At 46.1% G+C, this 24,338-nt stretch carries 16 protein-coding genes; 10 read left to right on the forward strand and 6 right to left on the reverse strand.

Annotation, left to right across the window (positions count from 1 at the left end):
• The first annotated feature begins 84 nt into the window (after nucleotides 1-84).
• The 4 genes from AB4323_RS03310 (at nucleotide 85) to AB4323_RS03325 (ending at nucleotide 5,879) form a co-directional block, all read left to right on the forward strand.
• Nucleotides 85-1,599 (forward strand): sodium:solute symporter family protein, encoded by a 1,515-nt coding sequence (locus AB4323_RS03310; RefSeq protein ID WP_048660497.1) that lies wholly within the window; start codon nucleotides 85-87, stop codon nucleotides 1,597-1,599.
• Nucleotides 1,600-1,689: 90 nt separating this feature from the next.
• Complete coding sequence (locus AB4323_RS03315) at nucleotides 1,690-2,637, forward strand: sugar kinase (protein ID WP_372151604.1); 948 nt, start codon at nucleotides 1,690-1,692, stop codon at nucleotides 2,635-2,637.
• Between the two features lie 20 nt (nucleotides 2,638-2,657).
• Complete coding sequence (locus AB4323_RS03320) at nucleotides 2,658-3,287, forward strand: bifunctional 4-hydroxy-2-oxoglutarate aldolase/2-dehydro-3-deoxy-phosphogluconate aldolase (protein WP_372116837.1); 630 nt, start codon at nucleotides 2,658-2,660, stop codon at nucleotides 3,285-3,287.
• Nucleotides 3,288-3,428: 141 nt separating this feature from the next.
• Nucleotides 3,429-5,879, forward strand: a complete 2,451-nt coding sequence (locus AB4323_RS03325; protein WP_372151606.1) for a family 20 glycosylhydrolase — start codon at nucleotides 3,429-3,431, stop codon at nucleotides 5,877-5,879.
• Nucleotides 5,880-5,999: 120 nt separating this feature from the next.
• On the opposite strand, the gene AB4323_RS03330 is transcribed toward AB4323_RS03325, so the two are convergent.
• Nucleotides 6,000-8,063: an ATP-binding protein gene (locus AB4323_RS03330; RefSeq protein WP_372151608.1), complete on the reverse strand. Its 2,064-nt coding sequence runs from the start codon at nucleotides 8,061-8,063 to the stop codon at nucleotides 6,000-6,002.
• Between the two features lie 230 nt (nucleotides 8,064-8,293).
• On the opposite strand from AB4323_RS03330, the gene AB4323_RS03335 reads away from it, so the two are divergent.
• From AB4323_RS03335 to lhgO, 4 genes are all read left to right on the forward strand, one after another.
• Complete coding sequence (locus AB4323_RS03335) at nucleotides 8,294-9,634, forward strand: sigma-54 dependent transcriptional regulator (RefSeq protein ID WP_102321268.1); 1,341 nt, start codon at nucleotides 8,294-8,296, stop codon at nucleotides 9,632-9,634.
• A gap of 321 nt (nucleotides 9,635-9,955) precedes the next feature.
• Nucleotides 9,956-10,969 (forward strand): TAXI family TRAP transporter solute-binding subunit, encoded by a 1,014-nt coding sequence (locus AB4323_RS03340; protein WP_371724761.1) that lies wholly within the window; start codon nucleotides 9,956-9,958, stop codon nucleotides 10,967-10,969.
• A gap of 213 nt (nucleotides 10,970-11,182) precedes the next feature.
• Complete coding sequence (locus AB4323_RS03345; protein ID WP_065584462.1) at nucleotides 11,183-13,360, forward strand: TRAP transporter permease; 2,178 nt, start codon at nucleotides 11,183-11,185, stop codon at nucleotides 13,358-13,360.
• Nucleotides 13,361-13,386: 26 nt separating this feature from the next.
• Entirely contained in the window at nucleotides 13,387-14,601 is a 1,215-nt protein-coding gene (gene lhgO, locus AB4323_RS03350) for an L-2-hydroxyglutarate oxidase (RefSeq protein ID WP_372151610.1), read from the forward strand.
• A 146-nt stretch (nucleotides 14,602-14,747) separates the two neighbouring features.
• Here the strand turns inward: lhgO and AB4323_RS03355 are convergent, their stop codons facing one another.
• The 5 genes from AB4323_RS03355 to AB4323_RS03375 all read right to left on the reverse strand — a co-directional run bounded on the left by AB4323_RS03355 (nucleotide 14,748) and on the right by AB4323_RS03375 (nucleotide 21,861).
• Nucleotides 14,748-16,304, reverse strand: a complete 1,557-nt coding sequence (locus tag AB4323_RS03355) for a M28 family metallopeptidase (protein WP_372151612.1) — start codon at nucleotides 16,302-16,304, stop codon at nucleotides 14,748-14,750.
• A gap of 143 nt (nucleotides 16,305-16,447) precedes the next feature.
• Entirely contained in the window at nucleotides 16,448-18,817 is a 2,370-nt protein-coding gene (locus AB4323_RS03360; RefSeq protein WP_372151613.1) for a M4 family metallopeptidase, read from the reverse strand.
• A 572-nt stretch (nucleotides 18,818-19,389) separates the two neighbouring features.
• On the reverse strand, nucleotides 19,390-19,665 hold the full coding sequence (locus AB4323_RS03365; RefSeq protein ID WP_017065177.1) for a hypothetical protein: 276 nt from the start codon (nucleotides 19,663-19,665) through the stop codon (nucleotides 19,390-19,392).
• 135 nt (nucleotides 19,666-19,800) lie between these two features.
• On the reverse strand, nucleotides 19,801-21,120 hold the full coding sequence (locus tag AB4323_RS03370; RefSeq protein ID WP_102333556.1) for a cell wall metabolism sensor histidine kinase WalK: 1,320 nt from the start codon (nucleotides 21,118-21,120) through the stop codon (nucleotides 19,801-19,803).
• Between the two features lie 36 nt (nucleotides 21,121-21,156).
• Nucleotides 21,157-21,861, reverse strand: coding sequence for a response regulator (locus AB4323_RS03375; RefSeq protein WP_029235682.1), 705 nt, complete (start codon nucleotides 21,859-21,861; stop codon nucleotides 21,157-21,159).
• 288 nt (nucleotides 21,862-22,149) lie between these two features.
• Between AB4323_RS03375 and AB4323_RS03380 the strand changes: the two genes are divergently transcribed.
• Both AB4323_RS03380 and betI read left to right on the forward strand, forming a co-directional pair.
• Entirely contained in the window at nucleotides 22,150-23,247 is a 1,098-nt protein-coding gene (locus tag AB4323_RS03380; protein WP_372151615.1) for an alpha/beta hydrolase, read from the forward strand.
• A 430-nt stretch (nucleotides 23,248-23,677) separates the two neighbouring features.
• A complete protein-coding gene (betI, locus tag AB4323_RS03385; protein WP_004732441.1) occupies nucleotides 23,678-24,280 on the forward strand; it encodes a transcriptional regulator BetI in 603 nt (200 codons plus the stop codon).
• The last annotated feature ends 58 nt before the right edge of the window (nucleotides 24,281-24,338 follow it).

The raw sequence follows: 24,338 nt of genomic DNA on the forward strand, positions 1-24,338 counted from the left end.
TAAAGTAATTATATGAAATATAAAAATGAATGAATCATAAATAAAGTTCAAGAATGAACTCAATATTTCACTGAGAGGTGTCAAATGAACAGCACACTTTTTCTTACAGGCTTCGGCGTGTACGTATGTTTTCTAATTTGGTTAGGCTGGTTTGTCTCGCGTAATCAAAAATCTGGCGAAGATTTCTTATTAGGCGGCCGTGGCCTGCCATTATTCTTAGTACTTGGTACAACGGTTGCGACTATGGTCGGCACGGGTTCAAGTATGGGCGCGGTTGGCTTCGGCTACGCAAATGGCTGGGCAGGTGCTCTGTACGGAATTGGCGGTGCTGTGGGCATCCTATTGCTTGCACTTTGGTTTGCTCCGGTTCGTAAACTGAACTTCATGACCATGAGTGAAGAGCTGGCTTATTACGTTGGCGCTAACCGAATCGTAAAAAACGTGGTTGGCCTACTTATCTTTATCGCGTCAATCGGTTGGTTAGGTGCGCACATTCTAGGTGGCGGCATGTACCTAGCGTGGATTGCAGACATCGACCTTAACCTTGCGAAAATTATTATTGCTGCAGCTTTCACTATCTACGTTGTTATCGGTGGTTACACAGCAGTTGTATGGACCGATACGATTCAAGCAATCATCCTTTTTGCTGGCTTCATCCTAATGGCGGTAATGTCTGTTGATCACATTGGTGGCATGGATAACCTTTACGCTGCGATGGACCCTGCTGCTACAAGCTTTTTAGCAATCGATAAACTGGGCATTCTGCCTGCTGTTTCTCTGGCTGTGGTTATCGGTGTGGGCGTACTTGCAACACCTTCATTCCGTCAGCGTATCTACTCTGGTAAAGATGTTTCAACTATCCGTCGCTCATTTGTCGCTTCTGGTGTGTTGTACCTTTTCTTCTCTATTATTCCAGCAATCATTGGTATGGCTGCGCACGCAATCGACCCATCATTGGATAACCCGAACTACTCGTTCCCATACGTAGCTGCAACGGTTCTTCCAGTTGGCGTAGGCATGATTGTTCTTATCGCAGGTCTATCTGCAACCATGTCGAGTGCAAGCTCAGATGCGATTGCCGGTGTATCTATCCTACTGCGTGACGTGTACGTGATGTTCACAGGCCGCGTACCAAACAAAGAATCAATGTTGAACTACTCTCGTCTAGCTTTGGTTGTGGTGATTGGCTTCGCACTACTGTTCGCACTGACGTCAAACGACATCATTGGCTACATCACTAAGATGATTTCAACGGTTATGTCGGGCATGTTTGTGTGCGGTATGTTGGGTAAATTCTGGAAACGCTACAACTGGCAAGGTGCGCTTGCAACACTAGCGGGTGCTTCTGTAGCTTCATTCGTAGTAATGTTAAACGCTGACTACACAGCCTTCTGGGGCAACCCAGTTATCCCATCATGTCTGTTTGCTCTAACGGCAGGTGTGGTTGTGAGCCTAGTGACTCCGGCTAACCAAGTAACACCTGAAATGGCAAAAGCGATTCTTGATGACGAGCGTGCTCTGATGGAGATGGAAATGTCTGAGACTGGCGTACTTGAAGAAGAAGCGGCACCTCAACGTCCTGCAAATCAAACAAGCTAAACCTAGTCTCCACAACTGGTTTGCTTAATTCAGGCCCTGCTTAGTGGCAGGGCCTTCTCCCACATATATCTCTCTATTTTAGGATCGGCTATGCCTGCATCTTCTCTGTTCAATATTGCTTTCTTCGGCGAATGTATGGTCGAAATCAGCGGCTCTCCATTAACCAAAAAGTTTGGCGGTGACACACTTAATACCGCACTTTACCTTTCTCGCTTAACTCAACATCAAAACCTCTCTGTGCACTATGCGACAGGTCTTGGTAGCGATGAACTGTCTCAAAATATGATTGATAGCTGGCAGCTCGAAGGTATTCAAACCAATTTCGTTGAACGCATTGCGAACAAGCTTCCTGGACTCTACATGGTCGAAACCGATGAAACGGGTGAGCGACATTTTCACTACTGGCGCAACGATGCGGCGGTAAAGTTCTATTTTCAAATCGATAACTTAAACAAGCTTGAAATCGCCCTGACAGAGAAGCAAGTCGACGCGGTTTACATCAGCGGTATCAGTATCGCGATCTTGGATGATGTCTCTCGCGAGCGTTTATTCAAAGCGATTAGCGTGTTCTCAAATCAAGGCGGCAAGGTGATTTTTGATAATAACTATCGCCCGCAACTTTGGAGCACTGAACAAGCTCAACATTGGTACGCCAAGTTACTGCCGCTGGTGGACATCGCCTTGATTACCGAAGACGACGACCTGCTTGTCTGGGGTAACTCAGAGAGCGTTCAACAACGCTGCCTTCGTTTGGGTTGCCAAGAGATCGTCATCAAACGTGGCTGCGAGCCATGCAAGATTGTTCAAGTTGAACAGGGCAACATTATTGAGAATTATGTCTCAGCGACTCGTGTTTCTAACGTGGTCGACACCTGTGCTGCGGGCGATTCATTCGCTGCGGGCTATTTAGCTGCGCGTCTTACTGGCGAGAGCGCCACCGACGCAGCCGAACTTGGCCATCAACTGGCTTCCATTGTTATCCAATACTCTGGCGCCATCATCCCTGTGAGCGCTATGAATCACTTAATTAAAAAATAGAAAAACAAAGCGAATTTATTATGTCTCAAGAAATGATCAACACACTTATGCAGTTCAAAGTTATCCCTGTTATCCAAATCAACAAGGTGGAACATGCGATTCCACTGGCAAAAGTGTTGGTAGAAAACGGCCTACCCGTTGCTGAAGTTACATTCCGTACAGACGCGGCAGCAGACGCGATTCGTGCAATGCGCGATGCGTACCCAGAGATGTGTATCGGTGCAGGCACAGTATTAACGCCAGCACAGATCGACTTAGCGAAAGAGTCAGGCAGTGAGTTCATTGTGGCTCCGGGCCTGAACCCAAACACCGTAAAACGCTGCCAAGAGATCGGCATGCCAATCGTTCCGGGCGTAAACAACCCAAGCCAAGTAGAGCAAGCGCTAGAGCTTGGTCTTAACTTCTTGAAGTTTTTCCCAGCAGAAGCGTCTGGCGGCATCAACATGGTGAAATCTTTGCTAGCGCCTTACGTTGATGTGTCACTAATGCCAACGGGCGGTATCGGCAAACACAACGTGAATGATTACTTAGCCGTTGATCGCGTCGTATGTTGCGGTGGCACGTGGATGGTTTCTCCAAAGATGATCGAGAACGAACAGTGGGATGAGATCGCGGTGTTGGTTCGTGAAGCGGTTGAGTTGGTTAGCTAATCATAAGTTTGTGAGCTCATTCGTTTTTCACAGACGATAGGCTTTGAGCTCACGATAAACAACAGCAGTGGCTGAAGGTTCTGTTTTGTGAATCGCCTCCGATAAACAAAACAGAACGTCCGTTATATAGGAAAACTAATAATGAAAAAAACTATATTGTCTCTATTGATTTCAAGTTCAGTAGTGTCCCCAATGGCGTTAGCAATGGCTCCGAATACCGATCTAAATTTAATGCCGTATCCACAAACAGTCGAGCTGCAAGCTGGGCAAGTTAAGGTCGACGGTAACTTCAAGGTTTACATCAAAGGCTTTAACTCTGATCGCGTTGAATACACCGCGAAACGCTTTATCGATCGCCTAGAGCGCCAAACTGGCGTGCCGATTCTAAACTGGCAGGTTGATAGCGCAGACGAAGCGAACCTGATCATTGATATCGACGCGGCGCCAAAGTCTGAAGTACAGAACATCGACTCTGTAGAGTCTTACAAAATTACGACTCAGGGTGAGCAAATCACGCTGAGCGCACCAAGCCCATATGGCGCTATTCACGGCATCGAAACCCTTTTACAGCTCGTTGAAACCACAGCAACTGGCTACCATATTCCTGCCGTAACCATTGTTGATGAGCCCCGCTTTCGTTGGCGTGGAGTCTCTTACGATACCTCGCGTCACTTCATTGAATTTGATGTGTTGATTCGTCAGCTAGATGCGATGGCTTCTGCGAAAATGAACGTGTTCCATTGGCACTTCTGGGACGATCAAGGTATCCGCATTCAAACGGAATCTTGGCCACGTTTGTGGTCTGAAACCGCTGATGGTAACTACTACACCAAAGACCAAGTCCGTTACTTAGTGGAATACGCTCGTAATCTTGGTATTCGTGTTATTCCAGAAGTTTCACTGCCGGGACACTCTTCTGCTGTGGCGCACGCTTACCCACGCTTGATGTCGGGTGGTGAAGGTCAAAGCTACGAACAAGAACGTGGCTGGGGTGTATTTGAGCCATTGATGGACCCACTTAACCCAGAGCTCTATGAAATGCTGGGCGACGTGTTTGATGAAGTGACAGAACTGTTCCCAGACGAGTACTTCCACATTGGTGGCGATGAGCCGAACTATGCGCAATGGAAAAACAGCGAAAAGCACCAACAGTTCATCGAAGAGAACAATATCGATGGCGAGCGCGGCTTACAGTCTTACCTCAACGTAAAAGTTGAAAAGATGCTGGAAGAGCGTGGCAAGAAGATGACGGGTTGGGATGAGATTTGGCATAAAGATCTGCCAACTTCTATCGTGATTCAAAGCTGGCAAGGACACGACAGTATCGGTCGTGCGGCGAAAGAGGGCTACCCAGGTATTCTGTCTACGGGTTACTACCTAGACCAACCTCAGCCAACCAGTTACCACTATCGCAATGATCCAATGCCAAGTGGCATCACGGTTGACGATAAGCTGCACAGTGGTGAGAAGTTTGTGACTTACCAATGGCAAAAGCCTCGCTCTAAAGGCAGCCCACGTAAGGGAACACTGACTATCATTGAAGCGCAAGACGGTACTTTCCGCGCGTTCAGTGATTACAACGGTAAGTCTCGTGAAGAGATCTACATCCTTGATTATGTGCCGGGTAAAACCTTTGTCGGCCACTTCGATAACTTCATGTCGTATACCGAATTCAACCTGAACTTGAATCCAAATGGGTTTGCGGAAGGCAGCTATCAGTTAATTGGTAACGTGCGCTGGCCAACCACAGGCGAAGTGATTGCGAGCAGCGATGTAGAAGGCAGCGTGATCCCTGAGCCAAACGGAGGCTACCCCGCGGAGCTAACCGACAAAGAAAAAGAGCTGATTTTAGGCGGCGAGATCACCATGTGGCTAGAAAACAAAGACAGCCTCACGGTCGAAAACTACCTATGGCCTCGCAGTTATGCAATTGCAGAACGTTTCTGGTCGGATGCAGAACTGACAGACGAACGCAGTATGTATAAGCGCATGAAAGCAATGGATACATGGTCGGAAGTATCGGTAGGGCTACGTCATCACGCAGATGCTGATATGCTGTTGAAGCGCATTGCCAAAGGCCAAGATATTCACGACCTGCGCGTGCTAGCGAAATACACCGAGCCGGCTCAATACTATGCTCGCAACTGGGAAAAGTGGAACTCCACTGAACCTAAGGGCACCTTGTACAGCCAATACGAGCGCCTAAATCGCTTCGTGGATGCTTTGCCAGTAGAAAGCTACGCGGTGTATGAGATGCAAGACTTGGTCAATGAAGTGGCGACAGGCAATCAACAGGCGCTAGAGCAACTTGCAGAGCATTATCAGCAAGCAAAATCAGCTGCACTAGCGGCGGAAACTGTCTTCGCTGGTAACGTGTCTTCGGTCGATACCGTGGTGGTTGCAGAGAAAACCGTTGAAGTCGCAGACTTGGCGTTAACCTTGATTGCTAAAGCACAAGCAGGCGAGAAAGTAAGAGCAGCAGACGTGAATGCCTATCAAGCGATACTGTCTGATTCGGCGAAAATCTACGACGAATCGATTATCGCGATTGTTCGCCCGACAGAGCTTTTGTTGAAGCAGTTGGCTGAGTAAGTCGTTAACGGATTAGTGAATAAGTCACACGCCAATAAGTGAATCAAAATCGCCCTCTGTGGGCGGTTTTTTAGTTCTAGCGCTTCAATAGAATGTGGAGTTCAAGGTCTGTGTAAGTAACTACTCACTATCGCTATTGTTTAGTGTTAACGTAAATGTCATGCCTTGGTCTGAATTGTTCTTCGCTATTAATGTGCCTTGCATATCGCGCACGTTGTTCGCTGTGATAGCCAACCCGAGCCCCAAGCCTTCGCCCATCTTTTTGTTGGTATGAAATGGTTCGAAAATGGTTTCGAGTTGATCTTCAGACACACCACAACCGTTATCTTGAACCTTGATGATCACGCGTTGTTGCTCGGTATGAGCGCTGATCACAATGGTTGCTGGTTTCTGATTCTGCGTGGCATCGACAGCGTTTCTAAGCAGGTTACCAAGCACTTGACGAAGTCGCGCCTCTTCTCCCATTACCATCGAAATATTGGAAGCGACACGCACACGAATATCGACGCTGTCTAGCTCGGTTTGATGAATACGCAGGGTTTCTTGCAGTGCGTCTGTTAGGGAAACAGGATAAGGTTTCTCAAGCCTTTGAAAGGCGAACGACTTCAGCTGGCTAGTCATGTTAGCCATTCGGTCGATTAGGCTCATCACCAGATCCATGTTCGCTTTCAGCATCTTAGTCTCGCCTCTTTCCATCAGCAACTGGTTACTCGAAAGTAGGGTTTTTAGGCCAGTAAGCGGCTGATTGAGTTCATGAGTAATCGCACTCGACATCCGCCCTAGTGCAGCCAGTTTGCTAGATTCGACAAGTTCTTGCTGCGCATCTTTTAGATCTTGAGTTCGCTCTTCGACCCGCAGTTGTAGCGTTTTATTGGCGTTTTGCACCGCAATTTCGGCTTTCTTACGTTTGCTGATATCGATTACGGTACACAGGTAGTAAGTCGTCGCATGCCAAGGAAAGGCGCTAATAGAGAATAAAACAGGGAAGTAGCTGCCATCGCTGCGTCTTGCCATGGTTTCGACGCTAGTTATCTCGGCCAGCTCTTGATGCTGCTCTAAGTTTTTGAGCAGTTGCAAGGTGGTTGAATTCGGGTTACCTGCCTCAAATAACTGCCACGCCTTGATGTTATTGATCATTGAATCAGATAGTGAAAAGTAGTTCTTCGCCATCAGGTTGATATCGTGAATGCGTCCGTGTTTATCGATCAGTATTAACCCAACATGGGTTTTATTGATCATCCCAGACAGTCGTTTCTCAGACTCTTCGATAAGCTTTTGGATTCTCAGATTGCTGAGCTTTTTCTGGCGTCTTTGGTAAAGAATAACCAACAGTAACAGAATGAAAAGACAGCCAACCGCCACACTCCAGCTGATCCAGTTCGTGGTCTGGTTGAGGCTGGTTAATGGCGTTAGGTAGGTTAAACGCCAATTCAGATCGTCTAACTTGATGGACTGAATTAGGTAATCTTTATCTTGCAATCGCCACACGCGAATATGGGTTTGGTCATACAGCTCACGTTTTGTCGCTGTGGGCTGAGAATTGAAGGTGTCATTGAACCAATCGGCACTCAACCTGTTGTCACTGGAGAGAAAGAACTGATCGCGAGGGTTCTGAAACAGTATCGCCTCACCATCGGCAAACCATTGATCGGTTAACAATGACAAATCGATTTGCACCGCGACAATGCCAACCACATCAGAGGCTCGATATACGGGTGCCGCTATGAAGTAATCGGGTGTCACGCCTTTGTTTTTTGTCACCACTGAAATCGCACCACCTTGTTGGTGGATCTTCGAAACAATTGTACTGGCGTTCTTATTGCTCAGTTTGCTTCTTTCAACACTCGATACCAACAAGTCCCCTTCGCCAGAAAGCAGATACCAGCCCTTGGTGTTGGCGGCTTTATCCAATTGAATCAGCTGCTTCTTAATGCGTTTTTCTAGGCGGGCTTCACCATCAATGAAGCGCACACTGGTTTCATCATTGGTTACTAGGTAGGGCAGATAATAGAAACGCTTAAGGGTTCGCCTTGCTTCGGCAATGTAGCCAAGGAAGCGCTGTTCGGCATAGCGTTGGGCTTGTTCAAGCTTCCACTGGCTGATGCCATTCTTGGTGGTGACCTGCACCAAACCAATCAATAAACAGGTACACAGGAATAACCAATATCGATTGTTATTCATCATTTCTGATCAAATCCCTTTAAAATTAGTGGCTTGCCTCTTTGAGCTAGTGGTTTGACAAGGTTTTATGTTTGCTTTTTAAGCGAATGGAGAGTGAGACAAATCGAAGCTAACAAACATTATTAAACTGTTAAAGGAGTGTTATTCAAAGTGGGAGCTAGCTCCTTTTCGTCTGAGGTTTTTTTACATACCGTGGACGATATTAATCAGATGTAGAGTGGCGGAACCAAACTATGCAGCGTATTGCTTTAATTGAAGATGACGCGATTGTGCGTCAAGCAACCAGCCAATGGTTGCAGCTGGCGGGCTTCGATGTCACCGCATTTGAAGTAGGACAAGATGCGTTAAACGCCGTAGAGCAGGGTGATTTTCAAACCATTATCACCGATGTTCGTTTACCTGATATTGATGGTGTTGATCTGCTAGGGCGTTTCAAAGGTCTTGTGCCAGATGTGCCTGTTATTTTGATTACTGGGCATGGTGATGTCGATATGGCGGTGAAAGCCTTACAGCAAGGTGCCTATGACTTCATTGAGAAGCCATTCGACCCAGAGCGTCTGTCTCAAACGGTATCGGAAGCGGTAGATAAACATCAAAGTGGCCAAGACAGAAACAGTCGTCAGAACTATCTGGATAACCTTAAGGGCATTGAACAGGTGCTGATCGGTCGCAGTAAAGTGATGTGTGAACTGCGCGAGCAAATCCAGAAAGTCGCTTCCATAGACACCAACGTGATCATCTATGGTGAAACGGGTTGTGGTAAAGAGCTGGTCGCCTCTTGCTTACATGAATTCAGCCAACGTAAAACCCATCCGTTTGTTCCGCTCAACTGTGGCGCAATCCCAGAAAATCTCTTTGAAAGCGAGCTGTTTGGACACGAAGCCGGAGCGTTTACTGGTGCGGCCAAACGACGCATTGGTAAGCTGGAATTTGCCGACAAAGGCACAGTGTTCCTTGATGAAATAGAGAGTATGCCGCTGTCGATGCAGGTAAAAGTGCTGCGCACCTTGCAAGATAATGTCGTCGAACGCGTGGGGGGGAATCAGCAACAACATGTTGATCTACGAGTGGTCTCTGCCTCGAAAAGCGATCTACTGAATCACCCCGACTTTCGCCAAGATCTATTCTATCGTTTGAATGTTGCCCAGCTGCATTTGCCTCCACTCAGTGAGCGTGAAGAAGATGCCTTACTTTTGTTTGAACACTTCACCCAAGAAGCCAATTCCGAAACACGTATAGCCAGTGAGGCTGATCGCTATGCACTGCTCTCGTATGCGTGGCCGGGCAATGTGCGTGAACTGCGTAATGTTGCGATTCGTTTTGCATTGGATGAAAGCTTGACCGTTGGGGATATTTTGGCGTGTCGTCCCAATTCTGTCACAGAGTCCACAACGGCGGGCATCCCTTTGGCGGTTCAAGTACAGAGCTTTGAAAGGAAAGTGATTCATGATGCCTTAGTTCGTTATAAAGGGCGTATCAATGACGTGATGCAAGATTTGGATTTACCTCGTCGAACATTGAACCAAAAGATGGTGCGTTATGGGTTAAATCGAAGTGACTATGTTGACCCTTAGAGAGCGGCTTCATCGCAGTGCTTGTTGATTTTTAATGAGCAATAAATGGCTCATTGCATATTGATCAATTTACATACATTGATCACACAACTGCAACATGGTGTGACTTGCTTCCCGATCTACAGGTGTTAATTCCGGTAGCCGATAAGCCAAAAATGGCTTACTTAATAACAGGGGAATAAGCAAAAAACGGCTTATTTTAAATAGGTTTTAAAATAAAAGTAAATTAAAACAAATGGTTAAAAACTGGCATTGTGCTTGCTATCTAGTGATTGTTGTTAACAAAAATATAACGTGAATAACCCTACATGGAGAGTAACAATGAAATACAACAAGCTGGTTAAAACTTTAGCGCTAGCAATGGCTTCTCTTGGCCTTATCAGTAATGCGTCAGCTGAAGAAGATCGCAGCTATATTTTAGCGACGGCTTCAACGGGTGGTACCTATTATCCAGTGGGTGTGGCCTTAGCGACATTGAGTAAAGTTAAGCTTGCGCCTAAGCAGCATTTTTCTTTAGCGGCTATCAGCTCTGCGGGCTCGGGTGAGAACGTAAAGTTGTTGAACGAGAACGAAGCTCAGTTCGCTATTCTACAAGGTTTGTATGGTGCTTGGGCTTGGCAGGGTTTAGGGCCATATGAGAAATCTGGCAGACAAACTCAACTGCGTTCAGTTTCCATGTTATGGCAAAACGTAGAACACTTTATTGTGCGTTCAGATCTAGCAAAAACAGGTACGGTAAGCGATCTAGAGAACCTAAACGGTAAGAAATTCTCTATCGGTAAGAAGAACTCTGGGACTGAAAACTCAGGTCGTCAAATCATGCAAGGCTTATCCGTGGACCCAGAACAATTTAAACTCGCCTTTATGGGTTATGGTGGCAGTGCGAGCGCATTACAAAATGGCACAATTGATGGCATGAATACGCCTGCTGGTGTGCCTGTTGGTGCGGTAACACAAGCCTTTGCTGCCTTGGGTGAAGATATTCAAATCTTGTCGTTTACCGATGCACAAATCAAACAAGCGAATGGTGATTACAATATTTGGACCAAGTATGAGATCCCAGCAAACACTTATCCAGGTGTCGATAAACCAATTACTACGATTGCCCAACCTAACTTCCTAGCGGTTCGTGAAGACATTTCTGAAGAAGATGTGTATCAACTGACCAAAGCTATCTATGAAAACCTACCTTTCCTACAAGGTATCCACAAAGCAACCAAAGCAATGGCACTTGAGAAAGGGATCGCAGGCCTTCCTGTTCCGCTTCACCCAGGTGCTGCTCGTTACTATAAAGAAGTGGGTATAGAAATCCCTTCTGAGTTGATCGTCGACTAACCCTTTGTCTTCGATTAGCCATTTATCTTTAACTCGCTATTTGGCGTGAACTGAATATTCGCGTTAATTAATTGCTTGGTGCGTTTTCATCTGTTTCGGCTACTTTGTTTGATTTGACCGTCTCCGGCTCGTTCGATTATTTGAAGTGAAAACGCACCACCTTACTTTATGGATTTTCTCTGCGCGTTTGGCTGTGGAGAGCAGGAGTTTTCTATGAGCGATTCGCTGCAGCAGGAACTGAAAAAATTCGAATTGCCTACCCGAACAGATTTCCCTTGGGTAGGCAAAGCAATAACGACAATGGGAGTGATACTCTCCCTCCTACATATTTGGTTTAATACCTTATCTACCTTGCCAGAGCTTTGGATTTCGGCGACGCATTTCGCTGGTTTCGCAATCATTTGCGCACTTTGGTATCCCGCCCATGTCTCGCTTAAAAAAAGCAAAATAGCATTAGCTATCGATATTGGGATTGCCTTGGCTGCTTTAGCTTGCCTTATCTACATTCCCTTTGCCGAAGATGCGTTGTATGACCGAGGCGTAAAATTTATCGCCAGTGATTGGTTTTTCTCTATCTTGGCGATTGCCATCGTCATTGAGCTGATTAGACGCACTATGGGCTGGTTCATTCCAGTGCTTATCTTAGTGTGCTTAAGTTATGTAGTGCTTTGGGGACAATGGACCAGCGGTATTTTTCATTTTCCGGGTTTAAGCCTTGAGACGTTACTTTATCGAAGCTTTTACTCATCAGAAGGGATGTTTGGTTCGATCTCAAGAATCAGTTGGACCTTCGTGTTCATGTTCATCTTATTTGGCGCATTTTTAGTTCGATCTGGTGTCGGCGACTACATTATTGATGTATCCCGTGCCGCGGCGGGCAAAGTGATTGGTGGCCCTGGTTTCATTGCCGTTATTGGCTCCGGCTTGATGGGCTCTGTCTCCGGGTCGAGCGTAGCAAACACAGTATCGACGGGCGTGATCAGTATTCCCTTGATGCAAAAGGCAGGTTTCCCTTCGCGCTTCGCGGCAGGTGTTGAAGCGGCTGCATCTACTGGCGGGCAGCTGATGCCACCTGTGATGGGTGCGGGCGCGTTCATCATGGCCTCTTACACGCAAATTCCTTATGTCGATATTATTGCGGTTTCCTTCGTTCCTGCGCTTATCTACTTTTTGTCTGTGGCATTCTTCGTGCGCATCGAAGCAAAACGCAGTGGTGTGCAAAAGGTGACTTCTGGCTGTGAACCTCTATTGAAAGTATTGCTGTCGGGTTGGCACAACCTGATCCCATTAGCGGTGTTAGTGACTCTGTTGGTGAAGGGCTTTACGCCGACTTACGCTGCGGGCATCTCGATTCTGTCTGTCGTGGTGGCTTCATGGTTCTCTAAAAATCACAAAATGGGTCCAAAGGCGATCATCGAAGCGCTTTCTCAAGGCGCAAAAAACATGGCGACCACGGCTGTGTTGCTAGTGGGCATTGGTCTGGTGATCAACGTGATCAGCACGACTGGTATTGGTAACACCTTCTCGTTGATGATCAATAGCTGGGCGAACGGCGATTTGTTGGTGATGATCGCCTTAATTGCACTGGCGTCTTTGATTCTGGGCATGGGGTTACCAGTAACCGCGGCTTATATCGTGTTGGGTACTCTGTCTGCACCAGCTTTGTATAAACTGATTGCTGAAAGTCAGTTGCTCGACCTGTTGGTTTCGGGACAGTTACCGGAACAGGCGAAAGCTATCTTCATGTTGGCTGCGCCAGATAAGCTTGATTTGCTGAACGCGCCAATGGCACTTGAAACAGCCAAAGAGATGATTGCGTTAGTCCCTGCTGATTTTGTGGAAACTCTGCTTGAACAGAGCCTTGGCTTAGAAGCGATCAGCCTTGCACTGCTTTCTGCCCACTTGATCATTTTCTGGCTATCGCAAGACAGCAACGTGACTCCGCCTGTTTGTTTAACTGCATTTGCGGCTGCAACCATTGCTAAAACACCCCCGATGAGAACGGGATTAATGGCATGGAAGATAGCCAAAGGCTTGTATTTAGTACCATTGTTGATTGCCTACACTAACTTGGTAAGTTGGGATGTGATCTCCGTGTTAGTCACGGGTGGCTTTGCTGTTATTGGTACTTACGCGTTTATCGCGGCGATTGAAGGCTATCTAGAGAGCGAAGTTAATATTATTACTCGAGTAGCGTTGGTTGCGGTAGGTATAGCTCTAGTATGGCCTGATGTTTCAGTCGTGATCCGTTTGGTATGTGTTGCCATTTTTGTTGGCATCTTTATCTACAGCGGTCGTAAATACGATGCTAATCAAGTGAAAATGGAATCAGAAAGTGAGGAAAAAAAGTTACCTCAAACCGGGTCTAACACTGTCGCGTCTTCCCTATAATTAAAAGGATTGAATGTAGGAATATTATGAACTCAATATACGACTATATTATCGTTGGTGGCGGCATTGTTGGCGTGTCGACGGCTTGGCAATTACAGCAAGCTCACCCTGATAAAAGTATCCTTTTAGTCGAGAAGGAACGTGGTTTCGCGCAGCACCAAACTGGCCATAATAGCGGGGTGATTCATGCTGGTGTTTACTACGCTCCGGGCAGTTTAAAGGCGGATTTTTGTAAACGCGGCGTAGAGCGCACCATCGCCTTTTGTAGCCAACACGATATCCCCGTCGAAAACTGCGGTAAGTTGTTGGTCGCGACCAATGAGCAAGAAGTGGAGCGAATGAATGCGCTCTATCAGCGTTGCCACGATAACGATATTGATGTTGATTTGTTGGATCAAGCTCAGCTCAAACTTGCCGAGCCAAATATCACGGGTTTGGGTGCGATTTATGTCAAAACCACCAGTATCGTCGACTACAAAAAAGTCACCGAAGTGATGGCTCAAGAGTTTGTTGAGGCGGGTGGTAAGCTTAGCCTTGGTACGGAAGTGATCATGGCCGATGAGCAAGAAGATGAAGTGCAGTTAACGTGCAAAGTAGATGGTCAGACTCTTCAACTGAACAGTCGATTCTTGATCACGTGTTCTGGCTTGATGGCCGATAGAATGACCAAGATGTTAGACATCGAAACCGACTTCCAAATCGTGCCTTATCGCGGTGAGTATTATCAGTTAGACGCTAAGCACAACCAAGTGGTGAATCATCTTATCTATCCGATCCCTGACCCAGAACTGCCTTTCTTGGGCGTGCATTTAACACGCATGATTGATGGCTCCGTAACAGTAGGGCCAAATGCAGTTCAAGGCTGGAAGCGAGAAGGTTATGGCAAGCTTAACTTTAGCTTCAAGGACACTTGGCAGATGCTGAGCTTTGCGGGTTTTTGGAAAGTGACTGCGAATCACTTGAAAACGGGTTTGGTCGAGTTTAAGAACTCGTGGTGGAAACCGGGATATCTAAAGCTAGCGAACAAATACTGCCCGAGTATTACGGTTGATGATTTTAAGCCTTATCCTGCTGGGATTCGTGCTCAAGCGGTACTGAAGGATGGCACCTTGGTCCATGATTTCCTGTTTGCCGAAAGCCCAAGAAGCTTACATGTATGTAACGCGCCATCACCGGCTGCGACCTCTGCAATGCCGATTGGTGAGTACATCTGTGGCAAGGTAATGAAAAAGACGGCTTGATGATAACTAAAGGTTATTAAGTTGAGATGCTCTCCGAAGACAATAAAAAATCCGCAAGCTCCAATCTATTTATGATCGTGGGCTCGCGGGTTTTTAGTTTTCGCCATGTTTGTTCGGATTAACGTTAGTTAGTCAGTCAATTAACCTTACAGCCAATCAGGAACGAAATTAGCAACGATAGATACGTCGCTGAAGTTGCGATAGCCACGCACCATGATGTTGAACTCACCCGCTGGCTTGTTCAATACACACTGTTCGTTGCTGCTGTTCTGGTATGGGCGGCAGTCGTAGTTCGCTTTCGATACGGTGCCGTTGTGTTTCACATATAAGTCGGCATCGCCACTACGAGGGCCTGTTAATGTTACCGTTAACTGACCTGCACTTTCCGTCGTAAATGTGAAAAATTGCTCTTCACCATATCCTGCAGAAAGCCCTTCAACGGGGACGTCATTTTGCAGCTCTTTAGGGCCAGCAACCGGTGAATCAAGGCTGGTTTCGACAAGGTAAGCAATCGCCAACTTAGCGAACTTGGTCGCGTGTGTTGCGGTTGGATCGGAATTCTCAAGCGTGTCGTGTTGGGTATGAATACTTGGGTTGTAATCATTGAACATGCTTTCGAATGGCATGGCAGCTGGGTAGCCAACATTGTGCCAAGATGCGTGGTCAGAACAGGCATAGCCACAATCATCAAAACCGTAACTGATGTCGCTCGCGTAAGTGTCGATTAGCTCGCTTAAGTAGGCGGTGAGGTTGCTGTCGGTGTAGTCCGTGATGAAGGTGATATCGTGCGCAGAACCGTTGTAGTTGGTCATGTCTAATTGCAATACGGACAAAACGTTGGCTTGCTCATCTCTTAAAGCGTTGGCGACATCTTGTGAGCCACGTAGCCCTACTTCTTCAGCAGCATAACCATAGAACTTAATGGTTTTGTCTGGTTGAATGCCACTGGCGATCATCAGGCGAAGCGACTCTGTTACCGTTGCAATGCCAGACGCATCATCATCGGCTCCCGGTGAGATGGTGCCTTCGCTTGTCCAAGATCCAACGGTCGAATCAAGGTGTCCACCAACCACGACGATCTCTTCAGGATATTTAGCGCCAAGCAGTGTCACTTCAACGGATTTCTGTGGGTATTCGGCATGCGTGATCTGGCGTGCAGACGCATACGGCACATCTTTAATTTCCGTCTCCCAACGTTCTAAAAGCCAATCTGAAGCAGCGACACCAGTAGAAGTAGTATAAAAACGGTTGGTGAAGTTGGTTAGATTTTCGATGGTCGTGACCATGTTGTTCGGCTCGACCTGAGCGAGTAGGTCGTTCACCGTATCTTGATGGCTGATAACTGGCTTTTCGAAGTTGCTCATGGTCAGTGGCATAGCTGCCGCTTTGAGTGCGCTTGCTTTGTCTTCGTGCACCATGTAGCCACCACAACGGTGGGTTTCTTCGTGCATGTGGCTAGATAGTTTCGCCAGCTCTTTCTGGTTGATTTTCGCGACGATGGAATGCTTGTTTCCGGTCACGCCTGGGTAAACCGTTGCGCCATGTTGAGTCATAATATGTTGTGCGTCCGCATCGGTGGTGATCCAAACCTCTTCGTTCGCTGGTGGTGTGATACCTAGGGATGCGTAAGCCGAAGTACTGTTGATTAAGGCTAAAGAGCCTCCGAGCACAGCCAAAGCTAGCATGCTTTTTTGAATAGCCATTTATCGTCCTTTTTATGGTGAGTATTGTTATGTTGATGGGGGTGATTTTTGTGTAATACGTGGATGTTTTTGTGTAGATGTTTCATTTTCTGAACAGTTAACCGCGAAAAGGGCCCCTTTCGGAGCCCTGAATTTACTATCGATTATTGTGTTTTAATGAAACGGTAATGCTTGGTTTCTGAACAGATATCGCTTGAGGTACACACTTGGTACTCCACATCTACTGTTCCGTTATGACGGAACTTGTCGACGTATGAGTTGAAGTCTGTTGCACCAACATTCTTGCCATTGCGCTTAATCACGAAGTAGTCGTTGGTGTCGTAATCCCATGCCAGCTTAACGCGAGCTTTGCCGTTCGGGTTTTTGTTACCAAACTTCAGTTTTAGCGGGAAGCCTTCTGCTGAGTCACCTTCAATCGTGATCGACTTGCTGGTTGATGTTGCAACGCCTGCATCGTCAGTCACGGTTAGAGTCACCACGTAGTCGCCAGCTTCAGCGTAGGTATAACGAGTCACTTCACCGGTTTGCGTGTTGCCATCGCCTAGGTTCCATTGGTAAGAGACGATCTGGCCATCGCTGTCCGAACTTGTGCTACGCAGCTCTACTTCTTTGCCTACGACCGTGTGTTCGAAAGAAGAAACTGGCGGTACGTTAGCATTGCCTGATTCGTACGATGCTTTCAGATTTGCACCTGCGTAATCTGAGTAACCCAGAATGTTCACCGTGTAGCGACCAGCTGTTGGGTTTTCAATTACACATACTTCATCGGTTACGCTTTCACTCTTACAGATATTCTCTTGAGAGCTTGGCGCATAACCTAGACCAACATACATATCCGGATCACCAGTAGACACAGCAAGATCAATCGTTAGTTTGTCTTGGCCTTCTGGTACTTCGATATCGAAGTAAGTTTTTGAGCCTGTTTCACCAGCAACTGCGGCTTCAACACCGTTTTCAAGGCGTTGATATTCCGGTTCTGGTGGAAGTGGTGGTTCGCCACACGGTGATACACCCACTAAGTTAAACGCAGAAACAACATCATCGGCACTGTAGCCAAGGTCGGTTGCTGAGTTTTTCACGCCACAGGCGCCCTGCCAAAAGTCACTGTTTTCAGACCAGTAGATCTGGTTGGCTAGCACGAACAGTTCGAACGCTTTTTTGGTGTCCCAACCTTGTGTGGTTGCAAGATGGTAGAACGCCTTGTTGAACACGCCAGAGCTGTAGTGCACGTTTAAGCCATCGTAGTACTCGGATGCGTTGTTGATTGAAGAGCCATCGCGTGATGGATCGTCCATGTAACGCAGCGCACCTTCGCCTTTAAAGATATTGCGTCCGACCATCCAGTCGTTGGTGCCTTTCATATAGTATTCTGCGGCTTCACCGGCCATGTCAGAGAAGGCTTCGTTCATACCGCCCGATTGGTTTGCGTAGATCAAACCTGAGTTTTGCTCAGTGAAACCGTGGCTCACTTCATGGGCTGATACATCTAGGCTAACAAGCGGGTAAAAGAAGCTCTCCCCATCACCAAAGGTCATGGCTCTGCCGTCCCAAAATGCATTCTCGTAGTTTTCACCGTAGTGAACACGCATCATGAGCTTGAAGGAGAGTGGCTCTGTGTCGAACCAGTTTTTATACATATCGAACACGATGTTGCCAAAGTAATGGGCATCGTTGAGTGGTGAGAATGCGCCGTTCACGGCTTTATATTCGTTACGAGGACATTCATAGCTGTAAGTGGTGTCGCCGTCGGTCGCGCCATTAAGGTCAACGGTAACGACATTTTCAGACTCCATTACACACTCTGTGCCCACTTCTTGAACATCAAGGTAGTGGTAGTCGGTGCCGTATTCGTACATGCCGGTTTTTTCGTTGCCGCCAGGGCCAGTGCCGATCTGAGCATGGGCAATACCTTCCCAGCGGTCGATGACTTCGCCTGTGTGCGCGTCTAGCATGGTGAACGGTCGAGTCGGCTGTTCACTGCCTTCTACTAGGTAAGAGACAACGTACACTAGTCGTGTTTTATCTACGCTTTGCTGTCCGATGCCTTGCTTCACAGAGCCTTGATAGATAAATAGCTGATGTTGAACGTTGTCTAGAGATTTGCTGGTTAAGCCTTGAGTCTTTAGATCTTTACTTGCGAGTTCAACCGCTTGAGCGCTGTTGATTGATGGCTTAACAAAAGATCGCTCTAAGGTCGTTGTTTTAAGGTAGCGACCTTGAACGGACTTAAGTGCGCCACCTTGGACACTTTGGGTGGCATTTAGGTAATGTCCCCATACCGGTGTTCCCCAGATGTTCTGCTGGATCTTAACTTTATAGATACCACGCTTTTTCAGGTTTACTTCTTTCACCATCTTGAAGCTAGAGGCGTTACTGACTCCTAACTGAGCGTTTAACCCAGAGAAGCTAGTAAAGTTGATCGGTTGATCGATTTGAACGGATTCACTTGCATGCACTGACAAAGACATAGCACTGGCTATAGCAACGGCAACTAAACGTTTTCTTATTTTCATTGTTGTTTTCTCTTTCCATGTAAAATTCAAGAAAACGTAACAAATTAATCACAGCGAATTTACATCATTCGATCTGATTAATTATTAGCATGGCAATGATCTCTTTTATTCATGAAACTTATATTTCTCGTATTTACAGATAGTTATCATTTCTGTTTATTTTTGAACGCACCTATATGTTTATTTATAAAATCGTGACACTTTTATTAAGTGTTTATTTCTCTTGGAAATTAAGATTTTCGAGTAAATTGATCTGTGTCTCAATTAACGGATTCTGGGTTGATAGAAGGATCAACGATTTGAAAGTGTCACTTTAAACAGAAGGCCATTTAGCGAATTTAGGGGCAATTTTGATAAGAAATCGAAGACTTTTCGGCTTATTTTTCGAATTGTTAGTTAAAAGAGGGAAGGGGAATCGGGCTCTTGTTTGGCACAGAGTACAAAATCTGCTGGATGAAAAAAGCCAGCGACGGGTCACTGGCTTAGATTAACTTAGTTTGTGCAGGCTACTGAATATAGGTAGGCAACTGCGACACTTAATTATGGTACGTGGCTAACGTCACTATAGCGAATTACTGCTTTTTACCGCCAACTTGTACGTAGTCGATACCGATAATACGGTTGATGATACCCAGAACAGAGCTCGTATCAGAGTTTGTTGAGCGAATCGTATCAACCGTTGCACCTTCAGGTACTAATTCCATTGCGCGGTCTTGAGTGTTACCTGGCACTTGGAAACCGACAATGTTGAAGCTCTCTGCGTGCGCTGTGTACACTTCTTCGTTGTGGCTGATACCAGAACAACCCGCTAGAGAAACAATGCCTAAAACAACTAATAACTTTTTCATAAAAATACCTTAAGAATGATTGGAACCGAGATGGCAAGCCACAAAAGCAGTGTCGTGATTATCAAGATTCAATAAGTTCATGGGAGACAGCATCTCCCGACCGATGTTGAACATTATTCCAGAGGTGTTTTGTAGTTACTGTATGGGTTTGTCAGCTGAATCATTACACAGCTGAATGGTAATGGTGAATACCGCACCCTTTAAGGCTTGGCTCTGACCTACCTCCACGGTAGCGCCGTGTTGAGCACAGATCTTCTCGACGATAGACAGCCCTAAACCATGGCCGCTCTTGGCTTTGTTACGCGCTTTGTCGCCAACGTAAAAGGGTTCGAACAGGCGAGCTTGATGTTCTTGAGCCACACCATCACCGTCATCGTGTACCGCAATCTGTAGCTGATCTTGATGCACGGTCGCTGCAATCGACACTTGTGAGCGTGCGAATTTCATTGCGTTACGCACTAGGTTATCTAGTGCTCGGTTAAATAGCGTTTCATCCGCCATTATTGAGCTAGGTTGCTCTGGTAGCGATAGGTCGATGTTGAGCTGAGTGTCTTTGTTCCAACGCGCCATTGCGTGGTCGAGAAAGTCTCGAATCTCTAATGGCTTTTTTAAGTTTTCTAGGTCAGTGCTATCGAGTTTGGCGTAATACAATAGTTCATCGACCATCTTTTCCATCTCTTCCGTGTCTTCGACAATACTCTCAATCGTGCTTTCTTGCTCTGCGTTTAGCTGGGTGTCTTTCAACATTTCAGCTTGCCACTGAATACGGAATATTGGCGTGCGCAGTTCATGAGCGACAGCATTAGTGAGTGAGCGATTACTTTCTACCAAGCGATGAATTCTGTCGGCCATTAGGTTGAAGGATTTGTTCAGTGAACCAATCGCAATACCACTTGAAGTCTCGGCTCGTGTCGAGAGATCGCCCTCCGCAAAACGCAGAGTGGCAGCCTCAAGCTTTTTAACTCGGCGGAAGATAATAAATAGATGACATAACCCATATAAGATAAAGCTCGCTAAAAAGAACAACCAAATGAGGTCATCCTCCAACTCTATTTTTTGCCTAACGAACGCTTCACTGTTGGGGAGGTAGTGATAGGTATTGTCACTGCTTGCTAAGCGAAACCATAGGTCCCGTTCATCATCGTGAAAAACAAAGGTATTCGGATTCGTGCTGAAGAACTCTGAAACGGGGCTGGGTATTTCATCGTCTGGGCTGAATGTAACCAATTTATTTCGTGTGGTTTCTACAAACTGGTTTATCGCTTGATGAGCCGCTTCAAGGCCTTGATTTTTAGCGATGTTCTCGATCAATTGCTGGTGGGCAGCCGCTTCGTAATCTTCCAGTACGTATTCGTAGTCGGTATTGAGCTGATAGACGCTAATCTCGTAGGCGACAAGGCCGGCCATAAAGCAAACTAACAGCCCTATTAAGGACTCCAAAAAGATACGTCGCATAATCGCTCTCTTTTATTACGCTCGTATTGAGCGAGGTTAACGCCAGGCGGTCGAAACAAATAAGTAACCCTTCCCGCGAATGGTCTGAATTTTCTCTGCTGGTGTGTGGTCGTCGCCCAAAATCTTTCTTAGACGTACAACCTTGTTGTCAATCGTCCGGTCTATTCCGTCGTACTCAATCCCGCGCAATGTTTGCGTCAAGTAGTCACGAGATAACGGCGTGTCTGGGTTGCTTGCCAATAACCAAAGTAGGTCAAACTCGCTGTCAGTGAGTGATAAAACCGCACCTGAAAGTTCACACTTCTTATAAGTGTTTTTCAGAACGAGTTGATCGAACTGAAGGGTGTCTGAGTCATCGACTGAAGCGGTATTGGTGTCTTGGCGGCGTAATAGCGAACGAACTCTGGCCAGCAGAACTCTTGGTTTGATTGGCTTGGTGACATAGTCATCAGCCCCTGTCTCTAAACCAGCGACGTGGTCAAAGTCGTCATCGCTAGCAGTGAGCATCAAGATTTTACCTTTATAGTGCGTACGCGTCTGTCGGCAGATTGTAAGTCCATCAGTTACAGGAAGCATCAAATCCAGCAGTACGATGTCAGGTTGCTCCGTGAGGATGGTGTGTGCGGCATCACTGCCATCGTCCAACACCGTGACATCAAAATCTTGCGCGACGAAGTAGTCCTGCAACATTTTCTGAAGTTTCAAATCGTCTTCCACGATGATCATTTTAGGTTTTGTCATTCCATTATCAGCCTTGTCGTGCGTTTCACTTATTGAGATTAGGTGAGCGAGTCTTCGTCGTGATGAACCATTACGATTATACGCTATTGCATATAAGTTCAGATGCTTCGCCAAATACCTAAAGCGAATGATTAAACACTTTATAAGTTAGTTCAATGATGAATTGGCATTTATAGGAAAATAAAAAACATCGTTCAAATAGGATCGACATTCTCATACATTTCCACGACAGATAAATTCAGCGCTAAACAATAGAATTTTCTCATCAAACATTTTGGGAATAACGGTATGAACGACTATAGAAATGCATTACTGGCGTTACCTTTGATTCTGCTAGCGGGTTGTAACTCAAGCTCTAACTCAGGTAAAGCTGCCAACAAAGCGCAAGTAAAACCTCAAGCTGATTACGTATTTTCATCAGCGAAACTGGGTGAGTTGTATAAAGAGCGACAAGAGGTCCAAGAATCCATAAAACTTGATTACAACGGTGTGCAGTATGAAATCGTTCTGTTTGCGGAAGATATTAGTGATAAGCAAAAAGTGGTTAGGCTTGCGGATAGTTTAGGTCAAAGTGTGGATCTGTACCTCCCTGATGCAGGATTTGATAGCTGCGGTATCTACACAGAGAGCAAGGGTTTGGACGTGTTTGATTGTGGTGCGGCTCAACGCTCAATCGGCAATGACACCACGTTAATTAACACGACGACGAATACTCATAAGCCCGTCGAGCTTGAGTATCACAATGAACTGGTTCAATACGTGACTAGCCTTGGGTCTACCATTCTGAGTAACACTAAAAGTGGGAACAAGGTAACGATAACCACCTCGTTTGCTTTCAACGCTTTTTACCGTGATGTGCTCAACGAGACTGCCGCTGTTGATCGCATTACTTCCACTCTAGGCGCATCAACCTATTCTCAGCTTTTTGATATCGTGAAATTGTATCAAGGCAGTGAGATGACGTTGAAGTTTACCAACCATATTGGTGGAAGTGCCGACGATGATATCAATATGTACACCGGTCGCATGATCCACAGTAACAACATGACGACGATCGTAACGCCTACGGGGTCGGTGTTCTCTGGCGGCACGGATCTTTTCGCTGCGGGTAACCCACGAGTTTTGCAACGAGCAGATACCACTAAAGCCATTGAGCTTAATAAGCAGGTTGGTGTGCACAGTTGGGCTGAGGATGATAAAACAGCCAAAGACTTCCCATACACGAACGAAAGCCATCGCAAGCAAGCGACCTACTTTAAAAAGGTAATGGGAGACAAAGGAATCGACTTCTATATCTTCACGTTGGATTCTGCTCCGGCTTCTGGCGAACACTGGGTGACTAAGGCTGAGTCAGATAAATACGGTTTCATCACACGCATTGAGTAGCTTAGGCTTGCAATAACATTAGAAACGACTGAGAAGGTTGGTGATGACGCTGTTGTCGCCAACCTTTTTTGTTCATTTTTTGATTCGTTACCTGTGTTGATTGTGGATTTCCTTGTCTTAAATTTCAGTATGAAAATTCCTTGATACTTCCTTTCCACTCCCTCCCCAAAAAGTTTCTACAAGGACTCTCACTGATTGATTCTTGAACTTTCTAAGCAAAAACATTTGACCAATAACTATCACACCTCAAATCTTTAATTGTTTTCGTTAGTGCTCTAAATGATATTTAATTTATTGTTTTATAATGGTTTTTTTTGATTTGAATGCTGTATTGTTACGAGTTTGTTTTAAATAATCATTTGAACCCTAACTAAATTTCTGTCATTTTATATTTAACTGAACGTTCAATATAAAATAAAAGGACTAAGAAATGCCGAAGGTTGGGATGCCTGATATACGTAAACCACAGCTTGTTCAAGCCACCATGACGGTGATTGATCGAGTGGGTTTGCATGCCGCGAGTATTGCGTTGATCAGCAAAGAAGCGGGAGTCTCCACTGGCATTATTAATCACTATTTTGGTGGAAAGCATGGGCTGCTCGAAGAGACCATGCGCGAAATCCTTCGCCAACTTTCCAATACCATCACCACGTCACTAAAAGCACTTCCTGTTGATGCTCACCAACAGAGAATTAACGCGATCATCGATGGTAACTTCGAAGGTTACCAAGCAGAAAATAAGGTCGCGAAGGCGTGGTTGGCATTTTGGTCATATTCAATGCATGACGAGCAGCTGAAAAGACTGCAACGTGTGAATGAAAAACGTTTGATTTCACACTTACGTCTTGAGTTGAAAGGTATTTTGAATCATGAACAAGCGGATCTCGTTGCTCACGGGATTGCGTCTCTGATTGATGGTTTGTGGCTGAGAGGCACATTAAACCCAGATGGTATCGATGCTCAAAAGGCGCGTGCCATCATCAATGATTATCTAGATAAACAACTTACGTTCTACTCGTGTCACAGCAAATAGATCGCAGTGGTAGCGCTAGACGTTGAGCTAGAGCAAGAGCAAGAGCAAGAGCAAGAGC

It is taken from the genome of Vibrio sp. 10N.261.52.C11 (assembly GCF_041471405.1).
GTDB classification, from domain to species: Bacteria; Pseudomonadota; Gammaproteobacteria; order Enterobacterales; family Vibrionaceae; genus Vibrio; species Vibrio crassostreae_C.